At 48.9% G+C, this 15,391-nt stretch carries 12 protein-coding genes and 1 pseudogene; 12 read left to right on the top strand and 1 reads right to left on the bottom strand.

Annotation, left to right across the window (positions count from 1 at the left end; all coding sequences use genetic code 11):
• The first annotated feature begins 206 nt into the window (after positions 1-206).
• The gene (locus tag AB3N00_RS14080) at positions 207-776 is read left to right on the top strand and encodes a hypothetical protein (protein WP_413035073.1); all 570 of its coding nucleotides are present in this window, start codon (positions 207-209) and stop codon (positions 774-776) included.
• A 219-nt stretch (positions 777-995) separates the two neighbouring features.
• Here AB3N00_RS14080 and AB3N00_RS14075 read toward each other — a convergent pair.
• Positions 996-1,067 (bottom strand): annotated as a pseudogene (locus AB3N00_RS14075) (putative holin-like toxin); the annotation flags it as partial.
• A gap of 80 nt (positions 1,068-1,147) precedes the next feature.
• Here AB3N00_RS14075 and AB3N00_RS14070 point away from each other — a divergent pair.
• The 11 genes from AB3N00_RS14070 to AB3N00_RS14020 all read left to right on the top strand — a co-directional run bounded on the left by AB3N00_RS14070 (position 1,148) and on the right by AB3N00_RS14020 (position 15,124).
• The gene (locus tag AB3N00_RS14070; RefSeq protein WP_413035072.1) at positions 1,148-2,047 is read left to right on the top strand and encodes a DUF5655 domain-containing protein; all 900 of its coding nucleotides are present in this window, start codon (positions 1,148-1,150) and stop codon (positions 2,045-2,047) included.
• Positions 2,048-2,291: 244 nt separating this feature from the next.
• Complete coding sequence (locus AB3N00_RS14065) at positions 2,292-3,452, top strand: cobalamin-independent methionine synthase II family protein (protein WP_175397794.1); 1,161 nt, start codon at positions 2,292-2,294, stop codon at positions 3,450-3,452.
• A 342-nt stretch (positions 3,453-3,794) separates the two neighbouring features.
• Positions 3,795-7,166, top strand: a complete 3,372-nt coding sequence (locus tag AB3N00_RS14060) for a HEAT repeat domain-containing protein (protein ID WP_413035071.1) — start codon at positions 3,795-3,797, stop codon at positions 7,164-7,166.
• Between the two features lie 105 nt (positions 7,167-7,271).
• Positions 7,272-8,081, top strand: coding sequence for an AAA family ATPase (locus tag AB3N00_RS14055; RefSeq protein WP_413035070.1), 810 nt, complete (start codon positions 7,272-7,274; stop codon positions 8,079-8,081).
• Positions 8,082-8,343: 262 nt separating this feature from the next.
• The gene (locus AB3N00_RS14050; RefSeq protein ID WP_413035282.1) at positions 8,344-8,925 is read left to right on the top strand and encodes a TetR/AcrR family transcriptional regulator; all 582 of its coding nucleotides are present in this window, start codon (positions 8,344-8,346) and stop codon (positions 8,923-8,925) included.
• A 38-nt stretch (positions 8,926-8,963) separates the two neighbouring features.
• Positions 8,964-10,253 carry a cytosine permease gene (locus tag AB3N00_RS14045; RefSeq protein WP_413035069.1) on the top strand — a complete coding sequence of 430 codons (1,290 nt, stop codon included), beginning with the start codon at positions 8,964-8,966 and terminating at the stop codon, positions 10,251-10,253.
• Positions 10,254-10,257: 4 nt separating this feature from the next.
• Positions 10,258-11,373, top strand: a complete 1,116-nt coding sequence (locus AB3N00_RS14040; RefSeq protein ID WP_413035068.1) for a DUF917 domain-containing protein — start codon at positions 10,258-10,260, stop codon at positions 11,371-11,373.
• Entirely contained in the window at positions 11,370-12,959 is a 1,590-nt protein-coding gene (locus tag AB3N00_RS14035; RefSeq protein ID WP_413035067.1) for an ROK family protein, read from the top strand. The genes AB3N00_RS14040 and AB3N00_RS14035 overlap by 4 nt, the downstream gene beginning before the upstream one ends.
• Positions 12,960-13,089: 130 nt before the next feature.
• On the top strand, positions 13,090-13,302 hold the full coding sequence (locus AB3N00_RS14030; protein WP_413035066.1) for a hypothetical protein: 213 nt from the start codon (positions 13,090-13,092) through the stop codon (positions 13,300-13,302).
• Between the two features lie 181 nt (positions 13,303-13,483).
• A complete protein-coding gene (locus AB3N00_RS14025) occupies positions 13,484-14,662 on the top strand; it encodes a DUF4317 domain-containing protein (RefSeq protein ID WP_175397790.1) in 1,179 nt (392 codons plus the stop codon).
• Between the two features lie 75 nt (positions 14,663-14,737).
• Positions 14,738-15,124 (top strand): hypothetical protein, encoded by a 387-nt coding sequence (locus AB3N00_RS14020; RefSeq protein ID WP_413035065.1) that lies wholly within the window; start codon positions 14,738-14,740, stop codon positions 15,122-15,124.
• Positions 15,125-15,391: the final 267 nt, after the last annotated feature.

The following is a 15,391-nucleotide window of genomic DNA, read 5'->3' as shown; positions in this document are numbered from 1 at the left end:
GAATAGCAACGCAGTATCCCATGATAGGCAATGACAGTTTAATAGAAAGCAGATAATTTCCAGCCATTTTATCACATAGGGAAATTAAAATCCAAAAATAGGAATTCCCCCGTCTGAAGTGCTTCGCATCCTGTATCAACCCAAGATGTCAATTCGATATGCTGTGTTATAATTAAGGTAGCAGGCTTTTGAGAATAGGAGGATTTATGTCCTGGAGTAAATTGAAGCAGCAACTGGAGAGTTTCCTTAGCCCGGCATTAGTCGGAAGAGTTGAATACCGCGCAACCAGCTACCGTTATGCACTTGACAAATCAGGAAGCTGTTACCTTGCCGTAGATAAAAAGAACGTGCTTAATATGAATGACACAACAACCCCCATCCGGTGGTATCAGACGGAACAGGAGATCAAGAACGATCCGATGATTGAAATTCCTGTAGACAACGAAGAGATTGAAGTCATTCGAAAAGAGACCAAAGGGACCGTTCCGGAGGATCGTCTTCAAGTCATTGCTAGAGGCAGAAAAATTTCTGTAATGGCCAAGGAGCTTTTGTCAGCTCAGTCATCATTGAGTAAATCCAATTTTACGGTTGCAGCGACTACGTTTCTATCAAGACCTATAGAGGAAAGTCTGGAGAGTCAGGATATTTTGCTGAACATTCTGGCTTTGGTAGACAGACGCGTTGGCAAAAAGCGAATTTTGAACATGTCTGAGAAGATCAAGTTAAAGCACCCAGCCGTGCAGTATTTCTATGAAATTCGGCGTAGGACGTTGTGAATTAGTTGAGAGTTAGATGTTTATCGTTTTTATTCTACGCTTGTTAAGCCTTGAATTGAATTCCTCATTTGTCATGTTATAATAAGGGCATGAACAGCTTATAATGCAAAGAGAGCCGTGCGCCAACACGACTCTCGGAGCAATAGCCGCTTTTAAGGGCGGTGGGCTTAACAAGAGGATATACGTCAAGTAGACCGCAACCTTTGCTCGGGGGGCGGTCTACTTGTGTTTATTGGACAGCAGCGCTACAATCAGCGAACCGAAGATAAGTATAATTGCTTCAAACACCGATGCATTTGAAAATAATAAAAATTACTTGAAACTATGAAGAGAAGTCTTCTGGTGATCAAGTTTTAGAAAGTGAGACATACATGTCCGATACTAAGCTGTTTCATATAACGGGAGAAGTTAAAGAGTTGCCAGCCAGTTCTGTTCTACTTGAGAGAGAATTACAAGTATTAATTGAAAAGAATATGCCTGTTTTTTTTGGAGTAACTTTTCTGAAAAGCGAATATACGACATCGAACGGTGGTAGAATTGACAGTTTAGGGCTAGATGAAAACAACTGTCCTGTCATTTTTGAATATAAAAGAACCAGTAACGAGAACGTGATCAACCAAGGATTATTTTATCTCGACTGGCTACTTGATCATAAAGCAGAATTTGAGTTGTTAGTGATGAAGAATCTAGGAAAAGAGTGTTCGGATAAGTTAGATTGGAGTATGCCCAGACTTATTTGTGTAGCAGGAGATTTCACAAAATATGATAAATATGCAGTTAAACAGATCAATAGAAACATTGATCTTGTTCGTTACAAAAAGTTTGGAGCAGATTTACTTATGATGGAGCTAGTAAATTCAAGTACGGTGAGACCCTACAATATTCAGGAACAGGGAGATAAATGGACTAAGCCATCATCAGACAAGACTTTCCAAGAACAACTTCAGTCAACAACGCCAGCGCTCAGAGAACTGTATTATTCCATTAGAGCCTATATACTTGCACTCGGTGATGACGTTACAGAAAATCAGCTCAAGTTGTATACAGCGTTCAAAAAAATGAAAAATATCATTTGTGCAGAAGTTTACCAGAAGCAGATACTACTGCACATGAGATTAAATCCTAGTGACATTGAACTAGAGGATGGATTTACTAGAGATATGCGTAATGTAGGGCATTTTGGGACTGGTGATTTGCAAATTATTATTAAATCCCCTGAAGATTTTAAAAGAGCAGAACCATTAATTGATAAAGCTTATAATTTAAACTAGCATAGATAAACAACTAGCGCTTTAGCCAACGATAGAAAAGGTGGGAAATGATAAAATGAAATATCTAATCATAAGATTGTGAAAGCAGATAAACCCAGTTAACCCCGTTAAGGGGAATCATTTTGATAATCCACTTTTATTTCTTGATATAGCTTTTAGCTATAACTAGTTATCTTCTTTTGATTATTCTTCGAACTCCACTCGGCGTGCTATGATACTCGTATACAACGAGGGGGTTATTTACATGACTGATAAGTTCCAGATCGTAGGAAGTTTGTTGCGGCCCGAAGAGCTGCTGAAATATAAAACACAAATTGAACATCGTGATGATATCCAATATCCATTCTATGAAAACTTCGAAGGGTATGCCGAGTGCGAGACTGAGGCAATCAAACAGGTTGTTAAAAAGGAAATCGAGCATAACCTGTCAGTTGTTACGGACGGCGAGTTCTCCAAGTCGATGTGGCATCTGGATTTTGTCTGGGGCTTTGACGGAGTGGAGCGTTATATCGCGGACCACGGCTACTTTTTCCGGGATGTGGACGGAACATCGAAATATGAAACTCGCAAAGATATTGGATTGCGCATTACGGGCGAACTGAGCGGTAAGAATCACCACTTTATTACGCTGTTCAAACAGCTGCAAGATACGGCAGGCGATCAGCAGACGAAACTTTGCGTACCGTCTCCTTCCCATATCTTCGGTGAGCTTTCCTGGTCGGATAACATTGGCGGGAAGGATGCCGTTTATCAGAACAAACAGGAGCTCAAAGCGGGTCTTGTGAAGGCGTATAAAGAATTTGTAGCGGAGTTCGCTGCGGCTGGCGGCAAAATTCTGCAATTCGATGACTGCCTCTGGGAACTGTTTGCAGACGACAACCCGAACTCTCCGTTTACCGGCGAGCATATTGATCAAGCAGAAGTAGCGGGTCTTGCCACCGAATTTATTGATATTAACAATACGGTGATTGACTTCGGTCATAGCCTGGGTTTAAAAATGTGGACACATAACTGCCGCGGCAACTACGATTCCCGCAACATGGGCGGCGGCTCTTATGCAAAAATCGCCAACCTGTTCCTGAAACAGTTGAAATATGACCGCTTCTTCCTGGAGTGGGATGATGATCGTGCAGGTTCGATTGAAGCACTGGAGGTATTCAAGGACAGACCGGAAACGGAGATTGTTCTGGGCTTGCTGTCTTCCAAAACAAATACGCTGGATGATGAAGCACGGGTAATCCGTCTTCTTGACGAAGCATCCAAAATCATTGATAAGGATCGTCTGCTGCTCTCGCATCAATGCGGATTTGCCTCCTGTGATGGCGGTAACGAGCTAAGCGAAGCCGAGCAATGGGCGAAAATCGACCAAGGTCAACAGATTGCGAAGCAATACTGGAATAACTAAATTCAGATAAGTATTATTTTAGATAAAAGGGATGACTCAAAGGGCCGTTTATGGTGCCCGGCGAGTCATCCCTTTTTGTGTGCAGCCTGCTGCTAGGTCAACGCAGAAACCCCGGCACATTAAGGTGTATGTAGCTTTTGGTCCAGCTTCCGTCATATATCACTCAAGGCTAGGGAGGATAAACTCCGTGCTCTAATTTGGTCTAGAAATGTGGGATTAAACAGGAGAAGCCAATGCTGATCCAGAAGTTATACTATTCCAGGATTACCCTGTGAAGTATGGTTGTGGATTTGTTTTGATCGGTATAAAGAGCTTATTAGAGACATGAGGGGAGAGGGAATGATGGCAGATAGCAAGGATCTGATAAATAAAGAGCAGTTGCTCGTGGAGCTGGATTCGCTGGGTTACTCGGACAGGATGAAGCGGATGGCACTTCTGGGACGCCAGCATACAGGAGATGCGAATTATTCCGCGCTGCTTGTATCCTTACTGGAAAGCGGCACCGCCTATGAGGCGCATCTGGCTTTGACTGGTGCGGGTGTAGTGAATGATGCTCGTGCGGTTACACTCGCCCTGCAGCATCCCAAGGCAGGAGTTAGGGGCCGGGCGGCTCGGCTGCTCCCAGAAGTAGTGACCGAGCCGGACTTTTCGATTGAATCCGAAATCGCTCTGATGTCATACCATTGCCGCCGCCAATTGCTGCGGAGCATCGTGAATACATATCATCAGGATTGGGCGGAACGGCTGCTGCCGCTCGTGCTTAACCGCTGGGGCGCACAAGAAGCTTCCTTATTACTGGCTGTGTGCAGCGAAGAGACGGTACGCCTCAGGCTTCCAGAGCTGGGATATGCGTTACTTAATTGGCGGCTCTTAACGAAGTACCACCCCGATCTGGTGGGAGCGTACTTCAAGAATGCTTTGCAGCATGCAACGCATCGGGAAAAGACCAATGTATGGTGGACGCTCTCATCCGCGGTTGAAATACTGAGTGTTTCAAGGCCAGCAACTGTTCTGGAATGTGCGTTGAAGTTTGGTCCAACGGATACGATTCATCCTGTACTCAAGCAGCAATTAGGGATTCTGATTCAGGCCAGCCCAGAGGATGTATTTGAGCTGCTGACACGTGAGGAGACACGGGGATATCTTTTGAATCATGGCGTTCCGGCAGGTGGGTTGAAAAAGCGAAAATGGTTCACCACAGCGCAGTGGACGACCTTGGCTGCTCTGCTCGCAGATCAGCCAGTGCACCTAGCCAAGGTGCTGGATACCCTTGCGCCGTCGAACCGCGAAGCGATCTTTGATGCGGCTTATAAGGAAGATGAGCGGAAGACGCGCATTTTCCCTATGCCGCTGCTGGATGTGCTGCCACACCGACTGCGTGACAAGGAAGCGGCCCGCATGCTGGAACTGCGCGACATTCGTGATCACCGGGACAACAAGCTCGAAACGACAGCCCGCCGCTTCATTGTGAATGCCAGAGAGCAGCTGGAGAAAGCCGCTCAGGTGTCTAATAGCGATGAACGTGCTGCGGCCTATGCTCACCTCGTTCGAAGTACAGCACTTTCTCGCCGTGGAATGGATGAGACGCTGCGCTTCCTGACCCGAATCAAGAACGACCAGGATCCGATACGCTTCGTGGTTATGGCTGAGCTCTCCAACTGTCCTGCTCCCATGTTCAAGAAAGAGCACATGGACGATCTGACTGTGCTGGTGGATAGCGTGATTGAAGCCAGAGACACGTCATATGGGACAAGGTCCGCCACGGAGCAGCTGGCTTTTGCCATACTGCGAGAACATGCCTTGAAGCCGGAGGGAGATCTGTTCAAGTTTGCTTTGAGAACGTTTGGAAGACTGACGATGCGGGACGGACAGTTTGCATTGTACTCGATGGATTGGGATAGCATACCGAGTTCTGCACTGGAAGCGTTATTCGATGAGATCTATGCCTTTGCTGTAGAAGCGAACAAGCGCGAAAACACGAGTGTGGTCCTGCGCATGGCGGATCTGTTCGGAAAATCGGTGGATCGGCTGCCGAAGCTCCAGCTTCTGCTGAAGGAACTGCTGCAGGCCAAAACAGTATCCCCACAGGCGGTCCATTATTGGCTCGCACCGTATGAAACCCGGGATGCAAGGGTTAGAGAATTGCTGGACACAGACCCATCCTTCATCTCGTTCCACGACGTATTTATGCATCTGCACCTGAAACGCCAAGAGTGGCTTGACCCGTTCATCTCAGGAAAAGTCATCAAAGGCAAGCATTTATCAGGAAAAACAATTTATGTTGTGCCTGCGCATAACGGATTTCATCGGTGGCTGCCGCGTCAGCAAAAGGCGTATGCATCCCTGCTGGAACGAGTGGCATTGGATGGCAAACGAGGTTTCCATGAACGTGCATCGGTGATGCGAAGCTTGGCCAGCACGCCGGATTATTGCTCCGATCAACTGAAGGTCCTGCTCCAGAACGAGGAAGTGCATGTCGTGGAGGCAGCACTTTACGCATATTCGTTATGGGAAGAACCGGAGAAGGCACTTCCTGTATTGCTTAACAACCTGGATGGAGACCGTGCTCGGGTAGCAATGTACTCGATCCCCAGATGCATGCGCAGGGTGAGTCCGGTGATGTTGACATCCATGCTTTCAGATCTGTTAGATCGGGAGAAACTGAAGATCACGGTCAGAAAAGAGGCCATCCGCCTACTTGGGGCTTATAAAAGCGAGGAGAGCATGGCGCTTCTCATCCGTGAATTCGAGAAACCGAATGTACACAAAGATGTGATGATTGCCATTGGCCATGCTGCCAGACAATGGCTTGATGATGAACGCAGCTGGGCCATGATGCGTGCCATGGCTGCTTCCCCGCAGCGCGATATCGCAAGAAGCCTGCTTAACCAATATTCTGGTGGGATTCCCGTGGATTCCCGGCCAAGGTATTTGGACTTGATTATCGAGATTGCAGGGCATGCCGATCCGGTTGTGGCAAGAGAGGCTTTCCAAGCGATGAGCCTGTGGGTGAATGGAAGTGAGGAGAAGGTGGCCGCTTCTGCCAGCAAAACGATTCTGGATCTGGAGGACAACGCCAGATGGAGGAGCGCGTTGAATACGCTCATTGTGGCTTGTCGTGATGGAAAGGTGAATGATCGGGTCATCAGCGTGTGCACACAATTGGCCGAAACGGAGACGAAGGCCGAATGGAATGCTGCCCCGGAGAGAGACCTACCAGTGCGGCAGCGTCTGGTGGAATTGATTGACAAGCTAATCTCACTGCCTCCACATGCAAAGCGGTTACTCGTTCCTTTATATACGGGCATGATCAATGTCCTTCAATCCCAAGAAACCCTGAAACCAGTCGTGATCAGGCTATATTTGGCGGTTGTTGAATGGAACCAGGCAGATCAGGCCGCTCTGCAATTGGACCCTGTGATTCAAATGGTGGACACGCATCCGTATCTATTGGATTATGCCTACAGACAGGTCGCCCGTGTAGCCAATTCCAGTCAGGAATATTGGAGACCAGAGGCGATTCTGGATCTGGTGGATCATTTGAGAGGTCGGCAGTCGTTTACAGCCCAATATCTTGGACTTTCTCTTCTGAAGATTGCGGGAACATCCTTACTGTGGAACCAGGCTTGTACCGACCGTTTGAGAGCATACCGGAATCATGAGCATGAGGGAATTCGTGTGGCGGCACTGGATATTTGGACCGTGCTTGAGTAGAAAGCTTTTTGTATCGTATGCATGCATTCATAGAGTGGCAAGGTATAAATATCAGGTATGAATTTAAAACACGCATATTTCATGTTCCAAGAGGGGAGCGAGACGATGCTATATCTAAGTAACTTCAAACTCTCTTCTGCCATTTCCAGCAACCCGAATATATACCCGGATCATGTGTTCAGGCACATTGCAGGGGAGGTTCTGCTGTTTGATCGAATTACGGTACTATACGGCAGTAACGGTTCGGGGAAATCCACTTTGCTGAATCTAATCGCCAACAAATTGGGAATGGCGGGCGCTGAGCGAATGGCAACCTATGGTCACAGCATCTATGTTCAGCGGTTTATCGAGGAAAGCAGCTATCAACTCGGGCATGATGATCAGGAGCGTCCGATATATAAGCTTCCCGATGGGAGCCGGTACATCAAGTCAGAGGATCTGTTGTATGAAATCAAGAAAATACAGCAGGAAAGCGTGCTTCGCGAAGGACTGCTCCATGAGCAATTTGTGCAGGGGAAGAGCAAGGCTGAGGTAGAAAAGCTGGAGCAGTCGCATGAATTCAAAAAGAAGATGGATATCATCCAATACTCTCAGGAGAAGTATTCGAACGGGGAAAGCTCGATGCAGTTTTTTGAGGAACATTTGCTTCCCGGGCAGCTGTACTTATTGGATGAACCGGAAACGTCCCTGTCTCCGGCGAATCAAATCAAGCTGGCTGAACAAATGAACGATCTGGCGCGTTATTTTGACAGTCAATTCATTATTGCTACACACTCTCCCTTCGTTCTTGGTACGCTTCATGCGAAGATCTACAATCTCGATGCCAATATTTTGCAAACGGCAGAATGGTTTGAACTGGACAATGTACGATTCTTTTATCAATTCTTTCATAAACATCAAAGGTTGTTTGAATGAATAGGTTCGAGCTCCAGAAGAGGTATCCTTGGCTTAAGGATATCTCTTTTTCGTATTGGCATCTTATCGACCTCACCGTGGCACCCTTTTTAATTCATAGGATTGATCATTAACGACCTTATAGAATAGCCCTGCTTGAGGTTTGAAACGTATAAGGATTGAAAGATTATGCAACATACCTGACAAATCCATTGATTTTTATGCAGATAATTGTATAATCTACTTAATTAACGTTAATTAGATTGGAGAAAAGGGGATGACCATGACCAGAACGAAGCTGAAGGAAGCCGCGCTGAGATTATTCGGACAGAAGGGCTACGACGGGACGGCATTATCGGAGATCGCGAAGGAGGTCGGGGTCAAAACACCGGCAATTTACGCCTTTTTTGAGAGCAAGGAAGATCTGTTCATGACGGTCTTCGAAGAATCGATGAGCGCCTATAACGAATATATCCAAGCGATGGCGGAAACCAGCAAAGGAATGAGCACAGAGAAAAAGCTGCATGCGCTGCTGCTTCGTCAATACGATTTTCATCGGAATAAAACGGAGCTTGCCACATTTGCCTTCCGCTATTTGATTTTCCCGCCGGACTTTTTGCTCGATCGGATGCAAGTTGCATTCGGGCGTTTCGATACGCTGCTGAGCAGCATTATCGGCGAGATCATGCAGGAAGGTCTGGATCGCGGCGAATTGGCCGCCGTTCCGATGGAGACGATGGTGGATTCATTCCTCACCTTGATGGACGGACTGGGCATGCAATATTACTACTATAAATCGCCGGAGCTGTTTGAACGGAAACTGCAGCACGCATTTGAGATGTTCTGGAGATCTGTCAAAGCTTAGGCAAACAACAAGACTGGACAGAAAGCAGAGGGTGGAACATGAGCAACGATACGAAAATAGAAGATTACGAACGGGAACCCGTGCCTCAGCATTTGCGGAAATCGTGGTTATCCATGGCGCTGGTCTGGATCGCGATCGGCATTGATTTGTCGGCGATGTTCCTGGGAGCGCAGCTTGGCGCGGGGATGAGCATCGGTGATTCGCTTACCGCAGTCATCGTCGGTTCATTGATCTTGGGCATCATTGGGGCTGTCTGCGCCTATGTCGGGGCCAAAACCGGTCTGTCGACGGCGATGATCAGCCGGTTTCTGTTCGGGAATAAAGGGGCGCTGATCGTCTCCGTCATTCTCGGTATTTCTTCGCTGGGCTGGTTCGGCGTACAGGTCGGCTTCTTCGCCTCCAACTTTCAGACTGCGTTAAGCGAGCTATGGGGTTGGCATTGGTCGCTCTGGGTACTGTCCATCATTGGTGGACTGCTCATGATGTCCACGGCAATCTGGGGCTACCGGGCGATTGAAAAATTAAGCGTCTGGTCGGTACCACTGCTCGTGGTGTTTATCATTATCGCGCTGGTCATGGCGCTTAACGGCGAAGGTGGCAGCACCGTCTGGTCACCGTTCGAGGGAGAGGCGTTGCCGATGGGCACGGCAATTTCGCTGGTCATCGGTATCTTCATTCTTGGAACAGCGTTGTCCCCTGACATCGCGCGCTGGGCTAAGACGCCAAAGCATGCCATTACGGCGGCGTTTATCGGTTTCTTTGTCGGCAACAGCTTCATGACGATCATTGCGATCTTTTTGTCGCGTTCAATGGATTCCGACGATTTGACGGGTATTTTTCTGACGCTCGGACTCGGCATTCCCGCCATTATTGTGCTGACACTGGCACAGTGGACGACCAATACGAACAATTTGTATTCCGCAGGACTGGGTTTCGCTGTCGTTTTCAGACGGGTGCCTAAATCAGTAATCACCGTAATTGCGGGTTTGATTGCAACTGCACTTGCCTGCTTCGGCATATATGACCGTTTCACGACGTTCCTGACGTACATTACGATGCTTGTCGCACCGCTGGGCGGAATATACACGGCTGAGTATTTGCTGGTAAACAAAAAGAGATTCTCGTTTGACGGGCTGGACAGCAACCGGAGCTGGATTCCCCGCTCCATCATTGTTTGGATTATTGCTACGTTCTTCGGGTTGATGACAACGATGGCCCCAGATGGACTTGGTTGGTTCCAGGTTACGCAGGTTCCGGCACTGGACAGCTTCTTGGTGGCATTTATCGTACAAGCAGTCATAGGCAAATGGGTAGTAAAGAAGGGATGAAAGCATGAACAAGGCAACCAGATTAACTACATTGGATGAACAGGCGATTGAATATATCGCGATAGGAGCTGCGGTGCTGGGCACGGGCGGCGGTGGCGACCCTCATGTCGGAAAATTGATGGCCATGGAGGCGATCCGCAAGTATGGCCCAGTCCGAATCGCGCAGCTTGATGAGCTCGATGATGAAGGGCTTATCGTGCCGGTATCGATGATTGGAGCGCCAACGGTGATGTTGGAGAAAATACCTTCCGCAGAACAGCTGACCAAACCGCTTGATCTGATGGAAAGAGAACTTGGCCGCAAGGTGGATGCTGTCATGCCGATCGAAGTCGGCGGTGGCAACTCTCTCGTTCCGGTCATTGCGGCGGCGCAGCGCGGAATTCCGCTCGTCGATGCCGATGCGATGGGGCGTGCGTTTCCCGAATCACAGATGGTCACGTTCCATCTGGAAGGTATCCCTTGCAGTCCGGTGGCGATGGCGGACGAGCGAGGCAATAGCGCGCTGATGCATACCATTGACGGGGTGTGGGAAGAACGGATGGCGCGTGCGCTGACGGTAGAGATGGGTGGTTCTGCCTCCATCTGCGATTATCCGGTATCCGGCGCGCAGGCGAAGCAGAGCGCGATTGGCGGTACGCTGACGCTCGCCTATGAGATCGGGCGGACGTTGTTCGAAGCGAAGCAGGAGAAGCTGAATCCTGTGCGTGAACTGCTTACGAAGCTGAATGGTCATGCCTTGTTCCATGGCAAGGCCGTAGATATCCGCCGCCGTATGGACGGCGGTTTTACGCGCGGCGAAGCGGTGTTTGAAGGTACAGGCGAGAATAAGGGAAAAACGATGCGGTTGTTTTTCCAAAATGAGTTCCTGCTCGCCACTGTTGATGATCAACCACTCGCGATTACGCCTGATCTGATTACACTGTTGGATCAGGATACGGGTATGCCGGTAACGACGGAGAACCTGAAGTATGGTGCCCGGGTGACGGTAGCAGGCTTGCCATGCGATGACAAATGGCGCACGCCAAAAGGCATCGAGACGGCCGGGCCGAGATACTTCGGTTATGACTTTGATTATGTGCCGATCGAGACGTTGGCTTCGAAGAGAGGTGCTGCGAAATGAAGGACAACTTGAACAATGTTTCTACGGCAGACGCAAACCAAACTTACCGCATCGGCATTGATGTGGGGGGGACGAATACGGATGCCGCACTGCTGGATTCCGACTTGCGCTGCGTACACAAGGTGAAGGTACACACGACTGCCGACGTAAACGAGGGTATTGTGGAGGCTGTTCGTAGGCTGCTGCAGGAAAGCGGCGTGAATGGAGCAGACATCCGCTATGCAATGCTTGGTACCACGCATTGTACCAATGCTATCGTGGAGCGGAAGCATCTTGGCCGGGTCGGACTGATTCGCATCGGTGCTCCGGCAACGACGGCTGTTCCCCCGCTCGCTGGCTGGGACGAATCGCTGCGCGCTGCGGTTGGGCCTCATAGCTATATCGCCTCTGGCGGATATGAGTATGACGGTCGCAAGATCGCGAATCTGGACGAAGAGGAGATCGCCGAACTGTGCCGAGGGATGAGCGGTGAAGTTGACGCTGTGGCGGTGTGCGGCGTATTTGCTCCTGTGAATCGTGAGCAGGAGAAGCGGGTTGGCGACATCGTACGCGAAGTGTTGGGTTCGGACATGCCGGTCACGTTTTCCAGCGAGATTGGCAGCATTGGACTGCTCGAGCGGGAGAACGCCTCCGTACTGAACGCAGCGCTGCTGCAAGTCATTGCGGGCGTGGTGCGTGGTTTCGAAGAAGCGCTGAACGGCTTCGGCATCAATGCACAGTTGTACATTTGCCAGAATGACGGCACGTTGATGAAGAGTGAATATGCGCTTCGTTACCCAATTTTGACGATTGCCTGCGGGCCAACGAATTCGATTCGGGGTGCTGCACACTTGTCCGGGCTGAGCGATGCACTGGTCGTTGATATCGGCGGCACGACGACGGATATCGGTGTGCTCGTACAAGGCTTCCCGCGCCAGTCATCAGCAGCAGTGGATATCGGCGGTATTCGCACGAATTTCCGGATGCCGGACATTTTGTCTATTGGCCTTGGCGGGGGTACAATCGTCCGTCTTGACGAAGAGGGTGGCGTAACGGTTGGCCCGGACAGCGTGGGCTATGAGTTGACGAAACGTGCCCTTATATTCGGCGGCGATACGCTGACGACGACGGACGTGGCTGTGAAGTTGGGCCGGGCCGCATGGCCAGGCACAAACGCGGATGCGGTGGACGAAGCTGTATGCCAGAAGGTAGATGCGGTCATGCAGCAGAGTTTGGAAGATGCCATCGACCGGATGAAGACAAGTGCCGACCCGGTCGATGTCATACTGGTCGGAGGCGGCAGCCTGTTGGTGCCGGATACGCTGGCAGGGGCAAGCCGAATTATCCGGCCGGACAATTATGATGCAGCTAACGCGATCGGCGCTGCGCTGGGAGAGGTTAGCGGCGAGTCAGAGCGGATCTATTCGCTGGACGACTGGAGTTATGACGACGTCATCCGCGATGCGAAGCAGAGCGCCATGAACGAGGCAGCAGCTGCTGGCGCGAACCCGGAGACGGTACAGATTGTGTCCGTCGAGGACATTCCGATTGCGTATCTGCCAGGCAATGCACTGCTTGTAAAAGTGAAAGCTGCGGGTAAGCTGTAACAGCGATAGGTTTTGATTGGCAATGGCCGTATCGATCCCCGAGCGCGATTAGCCAATGATACTCGAGTGCATGGACAGCGAGCATACGCATAACGGAGCTCGGCGGCGAATGACGCGGCAACAAATGAGGATGAAAAATGGCAGTACGGAATGCTTCCCGTACTGCCATTTTTCATGCTGCGAACAGGGCTTTCCTGCCGAGCTTGGATCAAGACGAGCAGGAGCGCCTTTTTTTTATGGTGCAATGGAAATGATCGAAGAAGCACCTTCTGGCAGGGCCTCCTTTTATAATAACTTCAACGGTGCGGGTCCGAGAAAAAGGGAAATTCACACAGTGAAGTAAGATGTTTTTTTCATAGAAATGTCCTCGACTCAGGTATTCAAATATGCCACAATAGAGGATCAGGGCACAGGAGAATTAACCCTAGGCACAGCATTGCAAGCTGCAAGATTGCTAACAAATTTGCGTTCAATAATTTATACTAAATAAGCCAGAATATATCTAAGGAGCTGCCGAATCCGATATGAACAAAAAAGAAGTCGCCAATATACGCAAGCAATTTAAAATGGATCACGATTTACTGAACATTTACGATATCCTCAATGTCTATATTACGAAGGAAACGAATGAAGTCTATCACTGGGAACGCCATCCGTTTGAACTGGTGGATCGGGAGAAGCAGGAGTTATACATGGGGAATTTCAAAAAACTGCTGACCGGCGAACTGGATCAAAAATTGTTCGAGTTGAAGTTTCAGGAGCAAGCGGAGGAACCGGCGCAGGTACTGCTTCACCAAGCTTTGGTGTCAGGTGATCCGGAAGAATGGCAGGACTTGATGCTGGTGCTCGTGGATCGAATGCTGGCAGATGCCAAGTATGAGCGGGATATGGTGGTCACGTTCGTTCGAGGACAGTATTATTTGCCGACCAAGGCGAGAAATGATGAAGCGGAAGAGAGCGAGAAGAACGAGGTTTTCGCCCATCCGTTCATTCTATGCAGCGTGAATTCTACGGAAAAACAACGGAAAACTCTCTTGTTCGATTATGTGGAGCGGGAGTTCAAATACAATGTCATTGTCGATCCGATTATCAAATTAAGCACGCCGGAGCAAGGATTCCTGTACCCGAGTGTGACGGACAACTATTCCGATGTGAATCGCATTTTGTATTGTACGGGAAAATCGAATTTCCCGGATCCGCATTTTGTCGAACAGGTCCTAAACGGAGAAAGATCCGTGACGGCACTGGAAGAACGAGCGATCTTCGAAGATATCGTCAAGGAAGTGGCCGGCGAAGAGCTCGATTCAGCCACGATTGCACAGGTTTATGAGGAAATTAACCGGGTAATCGAAATCAACGAAGAGACGAAGGAGGAAGAACCTCCGAAGCTGGATTATAAAGATCTGGAGCGCGTGCTGAACGCAAGCGGCGTGGAAGACGTGACGACCGAGAAGGTAGAACGGGCATTTGAAACGATCGTGGATAACAAGAACTATGAGATGAAAGCGACCAGCGTCATGCCAAAGTTTACTTCCAAATCCATTAAGATTGAAACCAAGGTAGCTACAATTTCGGTTAGCCCGCAGGATTTGAGGTACGTAAAACAGGTTAATTTTCAAGGTAAACGCTGCATCATGATCGAAGTCGACGAAGATGTCGCAATCGAGGGCTTTACGCTAGCTTCTGAGACGCTCATAAATTAAATCACGTTTAATTTGAAGGACAACGATCAGGTACCGTACCCATAAAAAGCACTATGCAACAGGAGATGACTTAGGGTGAACAAAATGCTTTTGATCTTGATTGCAGCCGCAACGATGCTGACGGCCTGCAATTCGAACGAGACCAATCCCGTCAACGATATCGGCAGTAATGAGCAATCCGCACCGGACGAGACGGCGCAGCAAGATAACGAACCAGTGGAGGAAAGTCCAGACCACGGTGAGTGGTCTTCACTTCCCGAATATGATGTGATTGTTCGCACTATTGATTCGCAGGATTATACCTTTCGAACGGTAACCGATAACGAAAACGAACGCATCCTTCTACTCGCGAACCAAGATGGTGAGGAGAAATACAAGACCATTTTTATCAAAAACACGAATCGCCTTAAAATCATTGATGTCGATGGTGATGGACAACTCTTCAATGATGTTTTGGAATAGCTGGAAGAATGGAACAGACCACAATCCCTCAGTCGGATGGTGGTCTGTTTGTTTTTATTGCGTCCAAGCAATTCAAAGCCAGCCAAAGTGAGTAGTTGTAACGATTCCAGCAGGCATTCATTTTTATGCCCTGGTCGTACAGGCGCTGTCGAGTACCCATCAACAAATTCCGGATCGGTTGAATCTTTCCGTCATGCTGATATCGGTTCTTCTGGCGTTTGTACTGACCATTCTGTGCAACCTGATGCTTAGAATAAAAGTCACGAA

The sequence above is a fragment of the Paenibacillus xylanilyticus genome (genome assembly GCF_047246825.1).
GTDB lineage: Bacteria > Bacillota > Bacilli > Paenibacillales > Paenibacillaceae > Paenibacillus > Paenibacillus xylanilyticus_B.
Note: the sequence above shows the minus strand (reverse complement) of the source record. Positions and strands in the feature narration are given on the sequence as shown.

Bases quoted from the DNA above. Each gene is read 5' to 3' on its own strand.
- AB3N00_RS14030 (WP_413035066.1), top strand. From the start codon at position 13,090: ATGAAAAATGGCAGTACGGAATGCTTCCCGTACTGCCATTTTTCATGC.
- AB3N00_RS14040 (WP_413035068.1), top strand. From the start codon at position 10,258: ATGAACAAGGCAACCAGATTAACTACATTGGATGAACAGGCGATTGAA.
- AB3N00_RS14055 (WP_413035070.1), top strand. From the start codon at position 7,272: ATGCTATATCTAAGTAACTTCAAACTCTCTTCTGCCATTTCCAGCAAC.
- AB3N00_RS14045 (WP_413035069.1), top strand. From the start codon at position 8,964: ATGAGCAACGATACGAAAATAGAAGATTACGAACGGGAACCCGTGCCT.
- AB3N00_RS14080 (WP_413035073.1), top strand. From the start codon at position 207: ATGTCCTGGAGTAAATTGAAGCAGCAACTGGAGAGTTTCCTTAGCCCG.
- AB3N00_RS14065 (WP_175397794.1), top strand. From the start codon at position 2,292: ATGACTGATAAGTTCCAGATCGTAGGAAGTTTGTTGCGGCCCGAAGAG.
- AB3N00_RS14035 (WP_413035067.1), top strand. From the start codon at position 11,370: ATGAAGGACAACTTGAACAATGTTTCTACGGCAGACGCAAACCAAACT.
- AB3N00_RS14060 (WP_413035071.1), top strand. From the start codon at position 3,795: ATGGCAGATAGCAAGGATCTGATAAATAAAGAGCAGTTGCTCGTGGAG.
- AB3N00_RS14025 (WP_175397790.1), top strand. From the start codon at position 13,484: ATGAACAAAAAAGAAGTCGCCAATATACGCAAGCAATTTAAAATGGAT.
- AB3N00_RS14070 (WP_413035072.1), top strand. From the start codon at position 1,148: ATGTCCGATACTAAGCTGTTTCATATAACGGGAGAAGTTAAAGAGTTG.
- AB3N00_RS14050 (WP_413035282.1), top strand. From the start codon at position 8,344: ATGACCAGAACGAAGCTGAAGGAAGCCGCGCTGAGATTATTCGGACAG.